The sequence below is a fragment of the Saccharopolyspora hattusasensis genome (genome assembly GCF_050972075.1).
GTDB classification, from domain to species: domain Bacteria; phylum Actinomycetota; class Actinomycetes; order Mycobacteriales; family Pseudonocardiaceae; genus Saccharopolyspora; species Saccharopolyspora hattusasensis.
In genome coordinates this window covers 2,122,923-2,141,988 of record NZ_JBPCDC010000001.1, presented here as the reverse complement: position 1 = coordinate 2,141,988, position 19,066 = coordinate 2,122,923, and the positions used below count along the sequence as shown (strand labels likewise).

Genomic DNA, 19,066 nt, shown 5'->3' with positions numbered 1-19,066 from the left:
ATAGTCGCTACCACTGGGGAGGAATCGTGTCCGGATACGGGGAATTCGGCAGCAGCCTGCGGGATCTGCCCAGGCTACGGCAAACTCGGCGCGGCCGGGTCTCCAGCTGGGACCGCACCGGCGGCAACACCGACAACATGCGCGTCGAGCCGGGCGAGACCAGGGAGCTGGCCGACATCGCCGGACCCGGCGTGATCACCCACATCTGGTGCACCGTCGCCGTCGACCACGTGGGCAAACCGGCCGAGCTGGAGGGCGACTACCTGCGCCGGCTCGTCCTGAAGATCACCTGGGACGATTCGCCGCACCCGGCCGTGCTGGTGCCGCTGGGGGACTTCTTCGGCATGGGGCACGGTCGCAGCGGCAACTTCGCGTCCGCGCCGCTGCAGATGAGCCCGCAGGACGGCAAGGGCTTCAACTGCTGGTTCGCGATGCCCTTCGCCGGGCGCGCCAGGTTCGAGCTGATCAGCGAGATGAGCGTCAAACCGGTGACGTTCTACTACTACGTCGACTACGAGACCTACGGCGAGGCGGACCCGGAGCTGGGCTACTTCCACGCGCAGTGGCGGCGGCAGAACCCCACCGACGGCGTCGAGCAGGGCGACCAGAGCAACGAGGAGTTCCTCTTCGGCGGCACCAACACCGACGGCGCGGGCAACTACGTGCTGCTGGAGGCCGAGGGCCGCGGGCACTACGTCGGAACGGTGCTCAACGTGCACAACCTCCGCCAGACCACCGACTGGAACTGGTACGGCGAGGGCGACGACATGTTCTTCATCGACGGCGAGCCCTGGCCGCCGCGGCTGCACGGCACCGGCACCGAGGACTACTTCAACACCGCATGGTGCCCGACCCAGCAGTACCAGGCGCCCTACCACGGGCTGACCATGCCGGGCGGGCCGAACTGGAGCGGGCAGGTGTCCTACTACCGCTTCCACGTCGAAGACCCGGTGGTGTTCGAGAAGTCCATCAAGGCGACCATCGAGCACGGGCACGCCAACAAGCGCTCCGACGACGTCTCGTCGGTCGCCTACTGGTACCAGACGCTCCCGGCATTACCGGTGACCCTCGCGCCGGTCACCGACCGCCTCGTCCGCCCCTTGTAGCGGCTGTTTCCAAACTGGTGGGCCAAGCGACCGTCGGCGCGCGGTGCTCGGTGATGCCCCACTCCGGCACCGGTTCCCACACCGGCGGCAGATCCGTGAGCAGCGTGTCCGACAGGATGCCCGCGCGGGTCGCGGAGTGTCCGATGAGGACAGTCGAGTCGGGCAGCAGGGCGTTGCCGTGCGTGTGGTCGCCGTGCAGGTGAGTGTTCACCGCGAACCGGATCGGCGCGTCCCCGCCCGCGGCGCGCACCGCGTCCAGGAACCGGCGGGTGCGCTGCGCGGTCGCGCAGGTGTCGACTGCGTTCTCGTCGTTCACGGCCGACCTCCCGGCAAGGTGCGGATTCCCTCTAAGAGACTGTTGGGTAACTGGGTGGTTACGCAGCGATGTTGGTTTCGGCGGTGAGTCGGCGGGCGGCTTCGCGTTCGGTGGCGTTGGACCACCGGATGCTCTGGCCGGCGAGCCGGGTGGCCATGAGGCGGATCATCGCGAGTTTGATCATGTTTTCGGAGTTCGCGGTCAGGCGTTCGTAGTCGCGGGCGAGGCGACGGTTGCGGATCAGCCACCCAAAAGTTCGTTCGACCACCCACCTACGTGGTAGCACCTGGAACCCCTTGACATCGTCGCTGCGTTTGACGATTTCCAGTACCAGTCCGAGTTTTTCCTTCGCCCAGGCCAGCAGGCCGTTGACGACGGAGTTGGCGTATCCGCCATCGGCCCACACCAGAGCGATCGAGGGGAACCGGGCCGCCAGGCGTCGCAGGATCTCGCGCCCGCCGCGCTCCGCGCGGTCCTGCACCGATGCGGAGGTGACCATGACGACCAGCAGCAGGCCGAGGGTGTCCACGACCAGGTGCCGTTTGCGGCCTGTCGTTTTCTTGCCCATATCGAACCCGCGTTCCTGCCCTCCCTCGCTGCTTTTGATGGACTGGGCGTCGAGCACGGCCGCCGACGGGTCCGCCGTGCGTCCGGCCTGGCGCCGAACCTGATCGCGCAGCGCGTCGTGGACACGGTCGATCGTGCCGTCGGCACTCCAGTCCCGAAACCAGCGATAGGCCGCGTCCCAGGGCAGCAGATCACGGGGAATCATCCGCCACTGACAACCCGAACGCAGCACGTAGAAGATCCCGTCCAGCACCAGGCGATCGTCGTATTTCCTTGCCATACCGCCCTTTCGGCGGTCTCGTACCGGCATCAACGGCTCCAGGACCGCCCACACCTCATCGGTCAGACTGGACGGATAACATGGGCGGCGATCATCCCCGCCGGTATCGCAGTTGCACACACAACAAGATCACGGCGGGGATGATCTCTTTGTCATCTCGACACACCGACCGTGATCAACATCACGCCACGCTCAGTGTCGCCCCAGTTACCCAACAGTCTCTAAGAGCGATCACCGAAAGCTCCACCCAGTGGGCCCTGCCGGGCCGCCCGCGGTAAGAGCCTGTTGGTGAATGGTCTGGGTGGGTGGTCGCTTAGCGGAACCTGAGAGGTTCCCTGGACTGCGGGTGCCCCTCCTGATGTATGTCCAATACGCGGCGGAGGGGCCGTCCTCGCCAGAAAACCTCTCAGAACCCGCCGATGGTCTTCTTGGCAAGGTGAATGCAAGCGGCTACGCCGCTTCCAAAGGCGCGGACGGCATTCGCCGACAGGCTCTCAGCGGCGCACCGAGATCCGGGCAGTCGGTCCGCGCACGTAGGGTGGAGGCGTGGCCGACCCGTCCACCTACCGACCAGCACCAGGCACGATCCCGGACGCCCCCGGCGTGTACCGGTTCCACGATGCCGATGGCCGAGTGATCTACGTCGGCAAGGCGAAAAGCCTGCGCAGCAGGCTCTCGTCGTACTTCGCCGACCTCGCTGGGCTGCACCCGCGGACCCGGCAGATGGTCACCACCGCCACCGGCGTGCGGTGGACCGTCGTCGGCACCGAGGTCGAGGCGCTGCAGCTGGAGTACTCCTGGATCAAGGAGTACGACCCGAAGTTCAACGTCCGCTACCGCGACGACAAGTCGTACCCGGTGCTGGCGGTGACCCTGCACGAGGAGTTCCCGCGGCTGCACGTCTACCGCGGCCCGCGCCGCAAGGGCGTCCGCTACTTCGGCCCGTACGCGCACGCGTGGGCGATCCGCGAGACGCTCGACCTGCTGCTGCGGGTGTTTCCCGCGCGCACCTGCTCCGGCGGGGTGTTCAAGCGGCACTCGCAGATCGGCCGTCCCTGCTTGCTCGGCTACATCGACAAGTGCTCGGCGCCGTGCGTCGGCCGGGTCTCCGCCGACGAGCACCGGTCCATCGTCGGGGACTTTTGCGACTTTCTCGCCGGGCACACCGATCAGCTGATGCGCAAGCTGGACAAGGAGATGCAGGCGGCGTCCGCGGAGCTGGAGTTCGAGCGCGCCGCCCGGCTGCGCGACGATCTGGAGGCCCTGCGGCGTGCGATGGAGAAGCAGGCGGTGGTCCTCGGCGACGGCACCGACGCCGACGTGGTGGCCTTCGCCGAGGACGAGCTCGCCGCCGCCGTGCAGATCTTCCACATCCGCGGCGGCCGGGTGCGCGGCCAGCGCGGCTGGGTCATCGACAAGGTCGCCAATGCTGACGGCACTGAGACCGGCACCTCGGAACTCACCTCGCAGTTCCTCACCCAGTTCTACGGCGAGCAGGCGTCGCTGGCTGACCAGGCCGACGCCGGGGGCAGCCCGGTGCCGCGCGAGGTGCTGGTGCCGCAGTTGCCCGACGATGCGGACGCGATCGCCGGCTGGCTCAGCGAGCTGCGCGGCAGCCGGGTCAGCCTCCGGGTGCCGCAGCGCGGCGACAAGCGGGCGTTGATGGAGACCGTCGAGCGCAACGCCAAGGAGTCGTTCCAGCAGTACAAGCTGCGCCGCGCCGGCGACCTGACCGCCCGCTCGGCGGCGCTGCAGGAGCTTCAGGAGGCGCTGGCGCTGGACACCGCGCCGCTGCGGATCGAGTGCATCGACGTCAGCCACGTGCAGGGCAGCGATGTGGTGGCGTCGCTGGTGGTGTTCGAGGACGGCGTGCCGCGCAAGTCCGAGTACCGCCGCTTCGAGGTCCGGAAGGGTGCCGAGGGCGGCGACGTCGGCTCCATCGACGAGGTGGTGCGCCGCCGCTTCCACCGCTACCTCAGCGAAACGGCCAAGGCCGGGACCCCGGCCGAGCAGACCGGATCGGGTCCCGTCGGCGCGGCGATCGACCCGGAGACCGGCCGCCCGCGCAAGTTCGCCTACCCGCCGAACCTCCTGGTGATCGACGGCGGCGCGCCGCAGGCCAACGCCGCCGCCGACGCGCTGACGGAGCTGGGCATCACCGATGTCGCGGTCATCGGGCTGGCCAAGCGGCTGGAGGAGGTCTGGCTGCCCGCCGACCCCGACCCGGTGATCTTGGCCCGCACCAGCGAGGCGCTCTACCTGCTGCAACGGGTCCGCGACGAGGCGCACCGCTTCGCCATCAGCTACCACCGCCAGAAGCGCGCCAAGCGCATGACAAGCTCCACATTGGACGCGATTCCGGGACTGGGCGAAACTCGCCGCGCGGCGCTGCTCAAGCACTTCGGTTCGGTGCGCAAACTGCGCCAGGCCGGGGTGGATGAGATCGCTGCGGTCCCCGGGATCGGCCGCCGCACCGCCGAGACCGTGCACTCGGCGCTGGCGGCCGGCGCGGAAACCGGGCGACGCCCGGTGCCGGACGACCGGGCAGCGCCCGGCGCCGACAACGCTGAAGGGGAGAGCAGTGACTGAGGAGCAGTCGGGCATCGAGGTCGCCGTCGTCAGCGGCCTGTCCGGGGCGGGGCGCAGCACCGCGGCCAAATGCCTGGAGGACCTGGGCTGGTTCGTGGTGGACAACCTGCCGCCGGAACTGATCGCGACGATGGTGGAGCTGGGGGCGCGCTCCAGCGGCGCGGTCACCCGCGTCGCGGTCGTGATGGACGTGCGCAGCCGCGCGTTCACCGAGGACCTGGGGGCGGTGATCAAGGACTTGGACGCCCGCGGCTACAAGCCGAAGGTGTTGTTCCTGGAGGCCACCGACGAGGTGCTGATCCGCCGGTTCGAGCAGGTGCGGCGCGGCCACCCGCTGCAGGGCGAGGGCAGGCTGGCTGATGGGATCGCCGCGGAGCGGTCGCTGCTGTCCAAGCTGCGCTCCGAGGCGGACCTGGTGCTGGACACCACGAGCCTGTCTGTGCACCAGCTGCGGTCCAAGATCGAGGACGCCTTCGGCACCGAGGCCAGCACCCGCACCCGGCTGACCGTGCTGTCCTTCGGCTACAAGTACGGGCTCCCGATGGACGCCGACCTGGTGATGGACTGCCGGTTCCTGCCGAACCCGTTCTGGATCCCGGAGCTACGCGAGTTCAACGGCCTCGACGACGAGGTCCGCAACTACGTGCTCGGCCAGGAGGGCGCGGAGGAGTTCCTGCAGAGCTACCAGCAGCTGCTGCGGCTCGTCGGGGCCGGTTACCACCGGGAGGGCAAGCGGTACCTGACGCTGGCGCTGGGTTGCACCGGGGGCAAGCACCGCAGCGTGGCACTGGCCGAGGAACTGGCCCGCCGCTTGGCCGAGGACGACGGGATGATGGTCAAGACGGTGCACCGGGACCTGGGGCGCGAGTGAGCGCCCCGCTGCGCGCGGTCGCGCTGGGCGGCGGGCACGGCCTGCACGCGACGCTGTCGGCGCTGAGCCTCATCACCCCCGATGTGACAGCCGTGGTGACGGTCGCCGACGACGGCGGGTCCTCCGGCCGGCTGCGCCGCGAGCTGGGCATGCTGCCGCCCGGCGACCTGCGCAAGGCGCTCGCCGCGCTCGCCGACACCGACTCCGACGGGCAGCTGTGGTCGACGGTGTTCGAGCACCGCTTCGGCGGCAGCGGGGCCCTCGCCGGGCACGCGGTCGGCAACCTGGTGCTGGCCGGGCTGCTGGAAGTGCTCGGCGATCCGGTCGAGGTGCTCGACCACGCCTGCCGGCTGCTCGGCGTGCGGGGCCGGGTGCTGCCGATGTCGACGGTGCCGCTGGACATGGCCGCCGACGTTGTCGGGCTGGACTCTGACCCGGAAGCGGTACGCACGATCCGGGGGCAGGTGGCGATCGCCAGTACGCCCGGACGGGTGAAACAGGTCCGATTGCACGCGAACGGCAACGAGGAGCCGGCCGCCTGTCCGCAGGCCGTTCGGGCGGTGCTGGACGCCGATCTGGTGCTGCTGGGCCCCGGCTCCTGGTTCACCAGCGTGCTGCCGCACCTGCTGGTCCCGGAGTTGCACGAGGCGTTGGTGACCACTCCCGCGCGCCGCGTGGTGGTGCTCAACCTCGTCCCACAACCGGGGGAGACGGCGGGCTTCTCACCCGAACAGCACCTCGACGTACTCTCGCAGCACGCACCCCGGCTGCGGGTCGACGCGGTGTTGGCCGACGCGGACTCGGTTCCAACCCCGGATCGGCTCCGCGCTGCGGGGGCCGGAATGGGTGCGCAGACTCTGCTGGACAAGATCGCCGCGCCGGCCGTGCCGGGACGGCACGACCCGGGGGCGCTCGCGGCCAGTCTGCGCGCCGCACTGAAGAGGAGGACGGACCGGTGGCGATGACCGCGGCGGTCAAGGACGAGTTGAGCCGGTTGTCGGTGACGAGGACGTGCTGCCGACGGGCTGAGATTTCCTCGTTGCTGCGCTTCGCCGGCGGGCTGCACATCGTCGCCGGCCGGGTGGTGATCGAGGCCGAGCTGGACAGCGGCTCCACGGCGCGCCGGCTCCGCAAGGAGATCCACGAGCTGTTCGGGCACACCTCCGACATACACATGATCACCTCCGGCGGGCTGCGCAAGGGCACCCGGTACGTGGTGCGGGTGGTCAAGGACGGGGAGGGCCTGGCCCGGCAGACCGGTCTGCTCGATCCGCGCGGCCGCCCGGTGCGCGGCCTGCCCACGCACGTCGTCTCCGGCGGCGCCTGCGACTCCGAAGCGGCGTGGCGTGGCGCCTTCCTCGCGCACGGCTCGCTGACCGAGCCGGGCCGGTCCTCGTCGATGGAGGTCACCTGCCCCGGGCCGGAGGCGGCGCTGGCGCTGGTCGGTGCCGCGCGGCGGATCGGCGTGGCGGCGAAGTCGCGCGAGGTGCGCGGCGCGGACCGGGTGGTGGTCCGCGACGGTGACGCGATCGGCGCGATGCTGACCCGGCTCGGTGCGCATGCCAGCGTGCTGGCGTGGGAGGAGCGCCGGATGCGCCGCGAGGTGCGGGCGACGGCCAACCGGCTGGCGAACTTCGACGACGCCAACCTGCGCCGCTCGGCGCGCGCCGCGGTCGCCGCGGCCGCGCGGGTCGGGCGGGCGCTGGAACTGCTGGGCCCGACGGCTCCGGACCACCTGACTGTGGCGGGGCGGCTGCGACTGGCGCACCGGCAGGCATCGCTGGAGGAGCTCGGCCAGCTGGCGGACCCGCCGATGACCAAGGACGCGGTGGCCGGCCGGATCCGCCGGCTGCTGGCGATGGCCGACAAGCGCGCCCGGGAGCTGGGTGTTCCGGACACCGAGTCCGCGGTGACGGCCGAGATGCTGGAGGCCGAGGCCTGACCTGGTTTCGTGGTCAGACCACAGTTTCAATTGAAACTGTGGTCCCCGCCGGGAAATCACAGTTTCACTTGAAACTGTGAAAAACGGGCACCGGCGCCGAACCGTTGCAGAGATGCCGATCACGGATCGTTGCGTTCTCCGATCGGTCACGACGCCCCTGGTGAGCAGGGTGGACCCGGGAATCCGAGCCATTTCGGGCGGGGTGTGCGGGGATGGCGGCAGCGGCGACGTTTTCGGCGGGTGAGCTCTCACGCCCGCCCGCGTGCGACGGCCTCGCTGGCAGATAGGGTGATGTCGAGACCATCAACCTCACCCGCCGCGTCGCCGGCCGGGTCAGTCACGAGGAGAGATCGGCGTGACCGTTCGCGTAGGTATCAACGGCTTCGGTCGGATCGGGCGGAACTTCTGGCGGGCCGCGACCGCCAGTGAGCACGACATCGAGATCGTGGCCGCCAACGACCTGGGCGATGTCGCGACCATGGCCCACCTGCTCAAGTACGACAGCATCCTCGGCCGTCTCGGCCAGGAGGTGAAGGTCACCGGTGAGGGCATCGAGGTGGGCGGCAAGCTCATCAAGATCCTCGCCGAGCGTGACCCGGGCAAGCTGCCGTGGGGCGACCTGGGCGTCGACGTCGTCGTGGAGTCCACCGGCTTCTTCACCAACGCCGCGGACGCCCGCAAGCACGTGGACGAGGGTGGCGCGAAGAAGGTCATCATCTCCGCCCCGGCCAAGGGCGAGGACCTGACCGTGGTGCTGGGCGTCAACGACGACAAGTACGACGGCTCGCAGACCATCATCTCCAACGCATCCTGCACCACCAACTGCCTCGCCCCGATGGTGAAGGTGCTCAACGACACCTTCGGAATCGAGCAGGGCCTGATGACCACGGTCCACGCCTACACCGCGGACCAGAACCTGCAGGACGGCCCGCACAAGGACCTGCGTCGCGCCCGCGCCGCCGCGGTCAACGTGGTGCCGACCAGCACCGGTGCGGCCAAGGCCATCGGCCTGGTGCTGCCGGAGCTCAACGGCAAGCTGGACGGCTACGCGATGCGCGTGCCGGTGCCGACCGGTTCGGTCACCGACCTGACCGCGACCGTGCGACAGGATGTCTCGGCCGACTCGGTCAACGAGGCGTTCAAGACGGCTGCCGCCGACGGCAAGCTCAAGGGCATCCTCAAGTACAACGAGGACCCGATCGTCTCCAGCGACATCGTCACCGACCCGCACTCGACGATCTTCGACGCACCGCTGACCAAGGTCATCGGCAACCAGGTCAAGATCGTCGGCTGGTACGACAACGAGTGGGGCTACTCCAACCGCCTCGCCGACCTAGTCGACCTGGTCGCCAAGAAGCTGGCTTGATCGTGTTCCAGACGCAACTTGCGTGACGGTGCGGGTAGCGGAACCTCAGAAGCTTTCTCGACTGCGGGATCCCAGACTTGAGTATGACCAATACGCGGCGTCTGGGCTGTCCTCGCGAGAAAGCTTCTGAGAACCCGCGGCGGTGCAAGTTGCGAGGGTGGGCCAAGCGGCTGCGCCGCTTGCGGCGGCTTTCGACGATGCTGCTTCGAGCGTCGCGGCGGCGGTTTACCGCCGGAAGCGGCTTCGCCGCTTGGAAACCAGTCTTTTCGGACCCGCACGAGCCGTCGAATCCGCCCCGGCTCGTGCGGGTCTTCCCGTAGCTATGCGAGGAGCAGACGTGAAGAACCTCGACGATCTGCTGTCCGAGGGCGTTCGGGGTCGGCGTGTTCTGGTGCGCGCCGACCTGAACGTGCCGCTGGACGGCGAGAAGATCACCGACGACGGCCGGGTGCGCGCCTCCTTGCCGACCGTCCGGAAGTTGACTGAGGCCGGTGCCCAGGTGGTGCTCACCGCGCACCTCGGGCGCCCGAAGGGCGAGCCGGACCCCAAGTTCTCCCTGGCCCCGGTCGCGCGGCGGCTCGGCGAGCTGCTCGGGGCCGACGTCGCGCTGGCCACCGACCTGGTGGGCGACTCGGCGAAGTCCGTGGTCGCGGGCCTGACCGACGGGTCGGTCGCGCTGCTGGAGAACGTCCGCTTCGACGCCCGCGAGACCAGCAAGGACGACGCCGAGCGCGGCGCGTTGGCCGATGAGCTGGCCGCACTGGTCGGCCCGGACGCCGCCTTCGTCTCCGACGGCTTCGGCGTGGTGCACCGCAAGCAGGCGTCGGTCTACGACGTCGCCAAGCGGCTGCCCGCCTACGCCGGTGGCCTGGTGCTCGCCGAGGTCGAGGTGCTGCGCACCCTGACCGGCGACCCGAAGCGCCCGTACGTCGTGGTGCTCGGCGGCTCGAAGGTCTCCGACAAGCTCGCCGTCATCAAGGCGCTGCTGCCGAAGGTCGACAAGCTGCTCATCGGCGGCGGCATGGCATACACGTTCCTGGCCGCGCAGGGCCACAACGTCGGCAACTCGCTGCTGCAGGAGGACCAGATCGAGTCCACCAAGCAGCTGCTCGCCGACCACGGCGACAAGCTGGTGCTGCCGGTGGACGTGGTGGCCGCCGACCGCTTCGCTGCGGATGCCGAGAAGCAGGTCGTGGCCGCCGACGCGATCCCGGCCGACTGGATGGGCCTGGACATCGGGCCGCGCAGCGTCGAGCTGTTCGCCGGGATCCTCCGCGACACCGCCACGGTGTTCTGGAACGGCCCGGCCGGGGTGTTCGAGTTCCCGGCGTTCGCCGACGGCACCCGTGGTGTCGCGCAGGCCATCGTGGACTCCGACGCGTTCAGCGTCGTCGGCGGCGGCGACTCGGCCGCCGCGGTGCGAACCCTCGGACTGCCCGAGGACGGCTTCTCGCACATCTCCACCGGCGGCGGCGCGTCGCTGGAATACCTGGAAGGCAAGGAACTGCCCGGAGTGGCCGTTCTGGAAGGTGAGCGCTGAACATGGCCAGGCAGCCACTGATCGCCGGCAACTGGAAGATGAACCTGAACCACCTGGAGGCGATCGCCCTGGTGCAGAAGGTCGCCTTCGCGTTGCCGGAGAAGTACTTCGCCAAGGTCGAGGTGGCGGTGCTCCCGCCGTTCACCGACATCCGCAGCGTGCAGACCCTCATCGACGGCGACAGGCTGCTGCTCAAGCACGGCGCACAGGACATCTCCGAGCACGAGTCCGGGGCCTACACCGGTGACGTGTCCGGGCCGATGCTGGCCAAGCTGGGTTGCAGCTACGTGGTGGTCGGCCACTCGGAGCGCCGCGAGTACCACGGCGAGACCGACGAACTGGTCGGTAAGAAGGTGCGCGCCACCCTCAAGCACGGCATGTCGCCGATCCTGTGCGTCGGCGAGCAGCTGGAGGTGCGCGAGTCCGGCGGCCACGTCGAGCATTGCGCCACGCAGCTGATCAACGCGCTCAAGGGCCTCAAGGCCGAGCAGGTGCGCCAGGTCGTGGTGGCCTACGAGCCGGTGTGGGCGATCGGCACCGGCAAGGTCGCCACCGCCGCGGACGCGCAGGAGGTCTGCGGATCGCTACGGGCGGCGTTGGCGGAGAAGTACGGCAAAGAGATCGCCGACGAGGTCCGGGTGCTCTACGGCGGCTCGGTGAAGTCGAGCAACATCGGCGACCTGATCGGCCAGGCGGACGTGGACGGCGCACTGGTCGGTGGCGCGAGCCTCAACGGCGACGAGTTCGCCAAGCTCTCCGCGATGGCGGCCGGCGGCCCGCTGCCGTGACGGGTTTGCCGCAATTTCAATGGAAATCGAAGCTCTGATTTCCATTGAAATTGCGGTCCCACGGCCACTTCCCACCCCCCTGGGATCCGCCAGACGGAGCAGTGTGAGACGGTCCTGGCAGCGAAATGGGTGGACAGTGGTCAACTCGCTGTTGGTGGCCCGGTACGCTTGGTTGCGGACCGCTGTGCGAACGAGGACGTGATGACTCTTTTCCTGCAGATCATGTTGATCGTGACGAGTGTGCTGCTGGTGCTGCTGGTGCTGCTGCACCGGGCCAAGGGCGGCGGTCTCTCCTCGCTGTTCGGCGGCGGTATGCAGTCCAACCTGGCCGGTTCCAGTGTGGCGGAGAAGAACCTCGACCGGATGACGTTGTTCGTCATGGCGCTGTGGGTCATCTCCATCATCGGGGTCGGCCTGTTGATCAAGATCGGTTGATCGACCCGGCTCCCAGCCGGTCGACGACCTCGGGCCGCTTGGTGGGTGAGGATGGATGACTGGTGGTAACGCCATTCGCGGCACTCGTGTGGGCTCGGGCCCCGCGGTAGGCGAGTCGGAGCGGGGAGAAGCCGCGCCGCGCAAACGGGTCGACTACTGGTGCGCCAACGGGCACCACAGCCGGCCGTCGTTCGCGATGGACGCCGAGGTGCCGGAGCAATGGGACTGCCCGCGCTGCGGACTGCCGGCGGGCTTGGACCAGGAGAATCCGCCCGAGGCGCGGCGAAACGAGCCGTACAAGAGCCACCTGGCGTACGTGAAGGAGCGGCGCAGCGATGCCGACGGGATGGCCATCCTGGAGGAAGCGCTGACCAAGCTCCGCGAACGCAAGGGCCGCTGAATCAACTGACCGGGCCGGGTGGGCGAGAAATCGCCCGCCCGGCCCGGTTGCTGTTCGGGGTCAGTCGACGTTGATCTCACCGCCGACGGGGTGTGGCGTTCATCGCGGCGCGGGCGAGGTCCGGCTACTGGTGGGTACGCTCGCCGTCCACGTAGCGGTGACCGGGAGGACTCATGGCTCAGGCGACGGCTGATCTGGCGGACCGGGAAGGCCCGGAGGTGCGCAGCTGCGACGTGCAGTTCCGCAACTTCGGCGGGCGTGCGGCGTTCGAAGGCCGGATCCGCACGGTCACCTGCTTCCAGGACAACGCCCTGCTCAAGAGGGTCCTGTCCGAGCCGGGCGACGGCCAGGTGCTGGTGATCGACGGCCGCGGCTCGTTGCACACCGCGCTGATCGGCGACGTGATCGCCGGGATCGGCCGATCCAGCGGTTGGAGCGGGGTCATCATCAACGGCGCGGTGCGAGACTCGGCGGTGCTGGCCGGGATGGACTTCGGCGTCAAGGCGTTGGGCACCAACCCACGCAAGAGCACCAAGACCGGTGAGGGCACCGTCGACGAGGTGGTCGAGCTCGGCGGGGTACGGTTCGTCGCCGGCGAGTACGTGGTGGCCGATCAGGACGGTGTCGTGGTGATCACCGAGCCGTAGCGCCTGCCGGCGTGCGAGTCATGGCCGGTCGCGGCGGCTGGGCGCGAAGTCCGCTCCGACCGGTTGATGACGGTGTGTCACGTGATGCCCGATTGGGTTAGTTGGCGCAAATCGGCGCCGCGTCGCGGGTGGCGTCGTGGGCTACCAGGTCTTCGTGGCCCGGTGGCCCAGGCGCGCGGTGCCCTCGTCGGGTTCACCCGTCGATTTATCGCATCGTTATTTCGGCGAGGTTCGCGCGTTACGATCATTCCCGAAATTTGTTCCGGAAAATGATTCGGCATCGGTTACCTGCTCCCATCGGGCTAATGTCCGGTTGCACCCATTTGTGATTTGTTTTCCAGCGTTCCGTTCTAATAATCTCCGTAGCGAGATGGCGGGGGCGTCTGAGCTGGGAAGGAGGAAGCAATACTGCACCGGCGGGTCTTTCGACCCGTTCTTCCGGCTGCTCCCGTCGTCCGCCGCAGAATGTTTCAGGGATATGAACGGGAGAAGAGTTGAACTACGGAACCGCGCTTCGCGGGGAAATCCTGTCCGACCAGATCACTCCGCTAATCGGTGTCTACGATATGTTCTCGGCCTCGATTTCCGCCAAGCACTATTCCGGGATGTTCATTTCCGGTTTCGGCTTCGCCGCCTCGCATTACGGATTGCCCGACATCGGATTCATCGCGTGGCCGGACATCGTTGGTTTCGTGCAGCGCCTGCGGCTCGCCTTCCCGCGGCAGCACCTCCTGGTCGACATCGACGACGGTTACGTCGACTCCGAGGTGGCCTGCCACGTGATCGAGCAACTGGAACTGATCGGCGCCTCCGGCGTGATCCTGGAGGACCAGAAGCGGCCCCGCCGGTGCGGCCACGTCGACGGCAAGCAGGTGCTCCCGCTGGAGGAGTACCTCGACAAGCTCGAACTCGTCCTCGCCACCAGGCGTGACCTCGTGGTGGTCGCCCGCACGGACGCTACCGAGGAGAAGGAGATCCTGCGGCGCGCCGAGGCCCTCTCCGAGACCGACGCGGACGTGCTGCTGGTGGACGGGGTGCGCAGCATCGAGTGGATCGAGAAGGTCCGCAAGGTCATCGGCGACAAGCCGTTGCTGTTCAACCAGATCGCGGGCGGGAAGTCGCCGCGCGTGTCGCTGCCGGAACTGCAGGACCTCGGGGTCGACGTCGCGATCTACAGCACCCCGTGCCTGTTCGCCGCGCAGCAGGCGATCGACGAGGCGCTCAGCGAACTGCGCCGGCAGGACGGGCGGTTGCCGGAGGTGCGGGACGGCCGGGGCGGCATCGCGGCCGCGCAGGGCCTGTTGGAGCAGAACATCAGCCGGCATCACTCGAAGCCCGTCCCGCTGGGCGTGTGATCGGGAGGTGGACATCCGCGTCCACCGGCCGGCCGCGGCATCCGGCGCGGCCGGCCGGTGGTCGGCTCACGACTGGGGAGGTGAACTCTCAATGACCAGGATTCTCGCCCGAGTGCGCCCGGATCCGTACGTGGTCGCACTGCTGCTGGTGGCGGTGACAGCGGTGCTGGTGCCCGTTCGCGGCGAGCCGGCCCTCGTCCTGGACCAGGCGGTCAAGCTGGCGATCGGGTTCCTGTTCTTCCTTTACGGGGCCCGGTTGTCGACCGCCGCGGCCTGGGACGGGCTGCGGAACTGGAAGCTGCACGGGGCCGCCCTGACGACCACGTTCGTCCTCTTCCCGCTGCTCGGCATGGCCGCTTCGGTGCTGGTGCCTGCGGTGCTGCCGCAGTCGCTGTACCTCGGGGTGCTGTTCTTGTGCCTGCTGCCGTCGACGGTGCAGTCGGCGATCACCTTTACCTCGTTGGCAGGCGGGAACGTGGCCGCGGCGATCTGCGGATCGTCGTTCTCCAACCTGCTCGGCGTGCTGTTCACCCCGTTGCTGGTAGGGCTGCTGATGACCAGCGGCACCGGCGGTTTCACCGTGCAGGGGGTGCGCGACATCGTCCTGCTGCTGCTCGTGCCCTTCTGCATCGGACAGGTGCTGCGGCCCTTGGCCGGCCAGTGGATCCGCCGCCGCGCCAAGGTGCTCGGGTTCCTGGACCGTGGCGTCATCCTTGCCGTGGTGTACCTGGCGTTCAGCGAGGGAACGGTTTCCGGTGTCTGGCAGCAGCTCAGCCCGGCGGGATTCGGCGTGCTCATCGTCGTCGGCGGCGCGCTGCTCGCCGCGGCGCTCGTCGGGACCGCGCTGCTCGCGCGGTGGTTCGGGTTCTCCCGCGGCGACCGGATCGTGCTGGTCTTCTGCGGTTCCAACAAGAGCCTGGCCAGCGGGCTGCCGATGGCCTCGGTGCTGTTCGGGAGCGCGGAGCTGGGGTTGATGGTGCTGCCGCTGATGGTCTACCACCAGATGCAGCTGATCGGGTGCGCCTGGCTGGCCCGCCGCTTCGCCAGGCAGGCGGCCGAACCTGTCGGCGTCGGCTGACGCCTCGACCGAGATCGTCTATCGGAAAGGAGTTCTGCAATGCGGGTTTTCGGCCGCTCGGCGAGTCTCGCGACGATGTCCGGGGTCCTGGTGGCCGCCGCTGCCGGGACGGTGCACGCCGGGCCCAGCAGCGACGGGCCCAGCGGCGACGGGCACAGCGACACGAGGGGCGTCGCGCTCGTCCAGTTCAGCAACAACGGCGACAGCCTGATCGAGGTCGACCGGACGCTCAACTTCAACTCCGGCGATGGCAGCGCCGGATCCGACAACGACAACTGACCGACCGTCCACACCGGACTCTAGTCCGGTGTGGACCGTTAGTGGTCCGCGTAGTGCTCGCGAACCACCCGGGCCATGGCCTCGGCGGCGTTGGTGGTCAGGGACTTGGCGCTGAAGTAGATGTCGCCTCTGACGCCGCGGTGCCTGCTGTTGAGGCTCAGGTGCGCGGAGAGCTCCCCGGGATCGGTCCATCCCTCGTTGCCGACCCGGTACGCCGCCTGCCCGATGTAGAGGTCCACGCCGGTGCCCGAGACGGTCTTGGACCACCACGGGATCAGGGCGGCGTAGTCGGCGGCCGGGTGGCCGATCTGCCAGTAGACCTGCGGGGCGATGTAGTCGACCCAGCCCTCGCGCACCCACTTGCGGGTGTCGGCGTAGATCGCCGAGTACGACTCCAGGCCCTTGGTGTCCGAGCCGGCCGGGTTGCTGGCGGCGTTGCGCCAGATCCCGAACGGGCTGACGCCGAACGCCGCGACCGGCTTGGCCTGGTGCACCCGGGCGTCCAGGCCGGACACCAGCTGGTCGACGTTGTGCCGCCGCCAGTCCGCGATGTCGGCGAAGCCCTTGCCGTGCTCGGCGAAGGTCCTCTCGTCCGGTATCTGCTGGCCCTTGACCGGGTACGGGTAGAAGTAGTCGTCGAGGTGCACGCCGTCGACGTCGTAGTTCTCGACCGCGTGCATGATCGCGTCGGTCACGAACTCCCGGGCCTGTGGCACACCGGGGTCGTAGTACAGCTTGCCGCCGTAGGCGAACGTCCACTCCGGGTGCCTGCGCGCCGGGTGTTCCGGGACGAGGGCCTGCGGATCGTCCGTCATGCTGATCCGGTACGGGTTGAACCAGGCGTGGAACTGCACGCCCCGCTTGTGCGTCTCGTCGATCATGAACCGCAGCGGGTCGTAACCCGGGTCCTGGCCCTGCCTGCCGGTCAACCAGTGCGACCACGGCTCGAGCGGCGACGGCCAGAACGCGTCGGCCGTCGGTCGCACCTGGACGAACACGGCGTTGAGCCTGTTCGCGACGGCCTGGTCGAGCAGCTTGCGGTACTCGTCCTGCTGCGCAGCGGCGGATAGCCCCGGCTTGCTCGGCCAGTCGATGTTCTTGACACCGGCGATCCACATCCCGCGCATCGCGGTGCTCGGCGCCTTCGCCGCGGCCCCGGTGGTGCCGAGGACCCCGAGGAGGATCGCCACCAATCCCAGCGCCAAGCCCAACACGTCCGCCCGGAGCCGACGCAATCCCTGAGTGCGGGTCATCCCAACTCGCCTTCGCCACTGATCGACAACTGCGCGCCAAAGGGTACGGCCAAAGCCCTTCCCGCGCTGCAGTGGCGAGGAATTACCCGTCAACTGATCTGGGCTGCGGATCGCGACTAGCGTTTCGGTATGCGGGACGCCGTGAGCGTTTTTGGGTGCTATGGCACCCAAAAACGCTCACGGGGATCAGCCTCTGGTGGGGATGCCCGATGCCGCGGCCACCGTCCGCTCGGATTCCTGCACGTACGGCGTTTCCGGGAACAGCGACGCCGTGTGCCCCTCTTCGCCGACGCCGAGCAGCAGCACGTCGAAGTGGGGTTCCGGGGTCACCGGCACGTGGTCCAGCAGGGCGTGGCGGGCCTGGGTCTCGTTGCGGTCCGGGTCGCCGTCCGGCAGGAACCGCTCGTCGCCCCAGTACACGTCCACGTTCGCCCAGTCCACCGCGTCGCGGACTGTATGTAGTCTTGTGATTATAGATTCCCGTCCACTGCGAAGAGCCTCTAATAGAGAGAAATTCGGCAACACATCGCACTAGCCGCACTAACCGCTAATCTGTTCCGCTAGCTGTGCTTGGATGTCACACGTACCCCAGAGCCGCGAAGTGGTGTATGGCTCTCCGATTTGCTGGATTCCAGGGCCAGCTGGACCGCTTCTTCGCGGAACTCTGGCGAGTACTTGCTCGGTGGTGCCACTAGATCTTCCCTCGATTCCCTTACAGGGTAACCCTATTGGGTCCCTGTCCGGGATCTTCGAGGCCCCTCACGGGCTGCCAAGTTGAACTGGACTGCCTCGAACGAGTGCCTAACGGCCTGCATCAATGGAATCAGCGCGCCGGTGTCACGCTGCTGGTGGAGTGCTCGGGCGACATGGACCAAGTGCGAAGCTCGCCAACTCCGGGACGGGATAGCTCCAACGTCGACTTTCTCGGCCGACCGTACGGCTTCCGTTGCATCGCCCAAGGCTTGAGCAAGCCATGTTCGATGCAGCGCGACATGGCCAGCACTGAACCCGTGATGGTGTGCGTAGTCGTCTGGCAGGCGTGACACTATGCGATTTGCGTCTTCCCAGTGAATCCATGCCGGGGTCGCCGAGGTGCCGGGCCTTTGTGGAAGCGCGGGCAAGTTGAATCACGCCCCAGAGTCCGCGCACGTCGTCCGGCCCGGTCTCCAGATGCGGTTCGAGTGACTCGGCAGCGTGGCGAAGTTGGTCCACGGCCTGTTCTTCGCGCCCGGTGACTCGGAGGGCGAAAGCCGAGTAGAGCAGACCAGTCGCGTACGCGGTTGGAATGTCAGCGACGCTACCAAGATCTTATCCTGGTGTCGCTACGACCATTTGACCCCGCCTCTGTTTTTTAAGGTTACGCGATGAATAGCAAGATTAGACCGTTTGAGTGCCGGCTCATCCACCATTCCCATCGATCGACGCTGCCAAGATCTTATCCTGTTGTCGCTACGACCGCTTGATCCCGCCATCGGCCGCGCCCTGGTCCTCCGCGACCCGTCACGGGTCCGAAACCGCGCGTTCGACCTTATCGGTCTCGCCCGCACTCACCTCATCACTTCCGAGCCGGACAGGGCATGCGAACTGATCGACTCTGCTTTGCCGATCGCTGGCCACTGGGCGTCGGGACGGGTCGGCGAGAAGCTGCGCAACTTCCACCGCGAATCGAAGTCGTTCGCCACGTCCCCCACAGTGCGCAGCACACGCGACGCCATTCGTGATCTGTTCTCAGTCTGAGCAACACGGGACGGAAGGGCTGAAATTGCCGCGCATCGGAATCACCGGACACTCAAACCTCAGCGCCGCGAGCGTCCCGCTCGTACTCAAGGCACTGGAATCCGAGCTCTCCGCCTACCGGGAGCAGGAACTCGTCGGCGTGAGTTGCCTTGCTCAGGGCGCCGATCAGCTCTTCGCTCACGCGGTGTTGAGCCTCGGAGGGTCGCTGGAGGCCGTACTGCCAGCCGCCGACTACCGCGAGCGGAAGGTGAAGCCGGACAATGCCGCCGAGTTCGACGAGCTGATCAGCAAGGCGGCAAAGGTTCACACGATGCCGTTCGCCGAATCGAATCGCGACGCCTACATGGGCGCCAGTGAACACATCCTCGGCTCTGTCGACGCGATGTTCGCGCTATGGGACGGCCAACCAGCGGACGGGCGCGGCGGAACCGGCGACGTCGTACAGACAGCGCGTGAGCGCGGGATGCCCATCACTGTTGTATGGCCGGATGGCGCCGAACGCGAGTAGAACGAGGCG

At 68.1% G+C, this 19,066-nt stretch carries 20 protein-coding genes; 16 read left to right on the top strand and 4 right to left on the bottom strand.

Features of this window, described 5'->3' with window-relative positions; all coding sequences use genetic code 11:
- The first annotated feature begins 26 nt into the window (after positions 1-26).
- Entirely contained in the window at positions 27-1,106 is a 1,080-nt protein-coding gene (locus ACRXBZ_RS09340; protein ID WP_168584520.1) for a glycoside hydrolase family 172 protein, read from the top strand.
- Here the strand turns inward: ACRXBZ_RS09340 and ACRXBZ_RS09335 are convergent.
- Both ACRXBZ_RS09335 and ACRXBZ_RS09330 read right to left on the bottom strand, forming a co-directional pair.
- Positions 1,078-1,422 carry an MBL fold metallo-hydrolase gene (locus ACRXBZ_RS09335; RefSeq protein WP_433878754.1) on the bottom strand — a complete coding sequence of 115 codons (345 nt, stop codon included), beginning with the start codon at positions 1,420-1,422 and terminating at the stop codon, positions 1,078-1,080. The genes ACRXBZ_RS09340 and ACRXBZ_RS09335 overlap by 29 nt on opposite strands.
- A gap of 58 nt (positions 1,423-1,480) precedes the next feature.
- On the bottom strand, positions 1,481-2,389 hold the full coding sequence (locus ACRXBZ_RS09330; RefSeq protein ID WP_433877464.1) for an IS5 family transposase: 909 nt from the start codon (positions 2,387-2,389) through the stop codon (positions 1,481-1,483).
- 426 nt (positions 2,390-2,815) lie between these two features.
- On the opposite strand from ACRXBZ_RS09330, the gene uvrC reads away from it, so the two are divergent.
- The 13 genes from uvrC to ACRXBZ_RS09265 all read left to right on the top strand — a co-directional run bounded on the left by uvrC (position 2,816) and on the right by ACRXBZ_RS09265 (position 15,559).
- Positions 2,816-4,858, top strand: coding sequence for an excinuclease ABC subunit UvrC (gene uvrC, locus ACRXBZ_RS09325; RefSeq protein WP_433878753.1), 2,043 nt, complete (start codon positions 2,816-2,818; stop codon positions 4,856-4,858).
- Positions 4,851-5,729 (top strand): RNase adapter RapZ, encoded by an 879-nt coding sequence (gene rapZ, locus ACRXBZ_RS09320; RefSeq protein WP_010310747.1) that lies wholly within the window; start codon positions 4,851-4,853, stop codon positions 5,727-5,729. The genes uvrC and rapZ overlap by 8 nt, the downstream gene beginning before the upstream one ends.
- Positions 5,726-6,694, top strand: a complete 969-nt coding sequence (locus tag ACRXBZ_RS09315; RefSeq protein ID WP_433878752.1) for a gluconeogenesis factor YvcK family protein — start codon at positions 5,726-5,728, stop codon at positions 6,692-6,694. The genes rapZ and ACRXBZ_RS09315 overlap by 4 nt, the downstream gene beginning before the upstream one ends.
- Positions 6,685-7,671, top strand: coding sequence for a DNA-binding protein WhiA (whiA, locus tag ACRXBZ_RS09310; protein WP_433878751.1), 987 nt, complete (start codon positions 6,685-6,687; stop codon positions 7,669-7,671). Before ACRXBZ_RS09315 ends, whiA begins: the two co-directional genes overlap by 10 nt.
- A gap of 355 nt (positions 7,672-8,026) precedes the next feature.
- A complete protein-coding gene (gap, locus tag ACRXBZ_RS09305) occupies positions 8,027-9,037 on the top strand; it encodes a type I glyceraldehyde-3-phosphate dehydrogenase (protein WP_168584517.1) in 1,011 nt (336 codons plus the stop codon).
- Between the two features lie 337 nt (positions 9,038-9,374).
- Positions 9,375-10,577, top strand: a complete 1,203-nt coding sequence (locus ACRXBZ_RS09300) for a phosphoglycerate kinase (RefSeq protein ID WP_433878750.1) — start codon at positions 9,375-9,377, stop codon at positions 10,575-10,577.
- Positions 10,578-10,579: 2 nt separating this feature from the next.
- Positions 10,580-11,365: a triose-phosphate isomerase gene (gene tpiA, locus ACRXBZ_RS09295; RefSeq protein WP_168584515.1), complete on the top strand. Its 786-nt coding sequence runs from the start codon at positions 10,580-10,582 to the stop codon at positions 11,363-11,365.
- A 201-nt stretch (positions 11,366-11,566) separates the two neighbouring features.
- Positions 11,567-11,800, top strand: coding sequence for a preprotein translocase subunit SecG (gene secG / locus ACRXBZ_RS09290; protein WP_010310736.1), 234 nt, complete (start codon positions 11,567-11,569; stop codon positions 11,798-11,800).
- A 55-nt stretch (positions 11,801-11,855) separates the two neighbouring features.
- Entirely contained in the window at positions 11,856-12,200 is a 345-nt protein-coding gene (locus tag ACRXBZ_RS09285) for an RNA polymerase-binding protein RbpA (RefSeq protein WP_433878749.1), read from the top strand.
- Positions 12,201-12,373: 173 nt separating this feature from the next.
- Positions 12,374-12,847 (top strand): ribonuclease E activity regulator RraA, encoded by a 474-nt coding sequence (gene rraA, locus ACRXBZ_RS09280; RefSeq protein ID WP_433878748.1) that lies wholly within the window; start codon positions 12,374-12,376, stop codon positions 12,845-12,847.
- A 494-nt stretch (positions 12,848-13,341) separates the two neighbouring features.
- Complete coding sequence (locus ACRXBZ_RS09275; protein WP_433878747.1) at positions 13,342-14,202, top strand: isocitrate lyase/PEP mutase family protein; 861 nt, start codon at positions 13,342-13,344, stop codon at positions 14,200-14,202.
- A 91-nt stretch (positions 14,203-14,293) separates the two neighbouring features.
- Positions 14,294-15,280, top strand: a complete 987-nt coding sequence (locus ACRXBZ_RS09270) for a bile acid:sodium symporter family protein (RefSeq protein ID WP_433878746.1) — start codon at positions 14,294-14,296, stop codon at positions 15,278-15,280.
- Between the two features lie 39 nt (positions 15,281-15,319).
- Positions 15,320-15,559, top strand: a complete 240-nt coding sequence (locus ACRXBZ_RS09265) for a hypothetical protein (RefSeq protein ID WP_433878745.1) — start codon at positions 15,320-15,322, stop codon at positions 15,557-15,559.
- Positions 15,560-15,597: 38 nt separating this feature from the next.
- On the opposite strand, the gene ACRXBZ_RS09260 is transcribed toward ACRXBZ_RS09265, so the two are convergent.
- The gene (locus ACRXBZ_RS09260; protein WP_433878744.1) at positions 15,598-16,812 is read right to left on the bottom strand and encodes a glycoside hydrolase family 10-like protein; all 1,215 of its coding nucleotides are present in this window, start codon (positions 16,810-16,812) and stop codon (positions 15,598-15,600) included.
- Between the two features lie 186 nt (positions 16,813-16,998).
- On the bottom strand, positions 16,999-17,337 hold the full coding sequence (locus ACRXBZ_RS09255) for a 6-phosphogluconolactonase (protein WP_433878743.1): 339 nt from the start codon (positions 17,335-17,337) through the stop codon (positions 16,999-17,001).
- Between the two features lie 861 nt (positions 17,338-18,198).
- On the opposite strand from ACRXBZ_RS09255, the gene ACRXBZ_RS09250 reads away from it, so the two are divergent.
- Both ACRXBZ_RS09250 and ACRXBZ_RS09245 read left to right on the top strand, forming a co-directional pair.
- Positions 18,199-18,549, top strand: coding sequence for a hypothetical protein (locus ACRXBZ_RS09250; protein WP_433878742.1), 351 nt, complete (start codon positions 18,199-18,201; stop codon positions 18,547-18,549).
- Positions 18,550-18,574: 25 nt separating this feature from the next.
- On the top strand, positions 18,575-19,057 hold the full coding sequence (locus ACRXBZ_RS09245) for a hypothetical protein (RefSeq protein ID WP_433878741.1): 483 nt from the start codon (positions 18,575-18,577) through the stop codon (positions 19,055-19,057).
- Positions 19,058-19,066 lie beyond the last annotated feature (9 nt).

What these genes read in the sequence shown, in the direction of transcription:
- tpiA (WP_168584515.1), top strand. Translation starts at nt 10,580, where the DNA reads ATGGCCAGGCAGCCACTGATCGCCGGCAACTGGAAGATGAACCTGAAC.
- secG (WP_010310736.1), top strand. Translation starts at nt 11,567, where the DNA reads ATGACTCTTTTCCTGCAGATCATGTTGATCGTGACGAGTGTGCTGCTG.
- ACRXBZ_RS09285 (WP_433878749.1), top strand. Translation starts at nt 11,856, where the DNA reads ATGACTGGTGGTAACGCCATTCGCGGCACTCGTGTGGGCTCGGGCCCC.
- rraA (WP_433878748.1), top strand. Translation starts at nt 12,374, where the DNA reads ATGGCTCAGGCGACGGCTGATCTGGCGGACCGGGAAGGCCCGGAGGTG.
- ACRXBZ_RS09270 (WP_433878746.1), top strand. Translation starts at nt 14,294, where the DNA reads ATGACCAGGATTCTCGCCCGAGTGCGCCCGGATCCGTACGTGGTCGCA.
- ACRXBZ_RS09265 (WP_433878745.1), top strand. Translation starts at nt 15,320, where the DNA reads ATGCGGGTTTTCGGCCGCTCGGCGAGTCTCGCGACGATGTCCGGGGTC.
- ACRXBZ_RS09260 (WP_433878744.1), bottom strand. Translation starts at nt 16,812, where the DNA reads ATGACCCGCACTCAGGGATTGCGTCGGCTCCGGGCGGACGTGTTGGGC.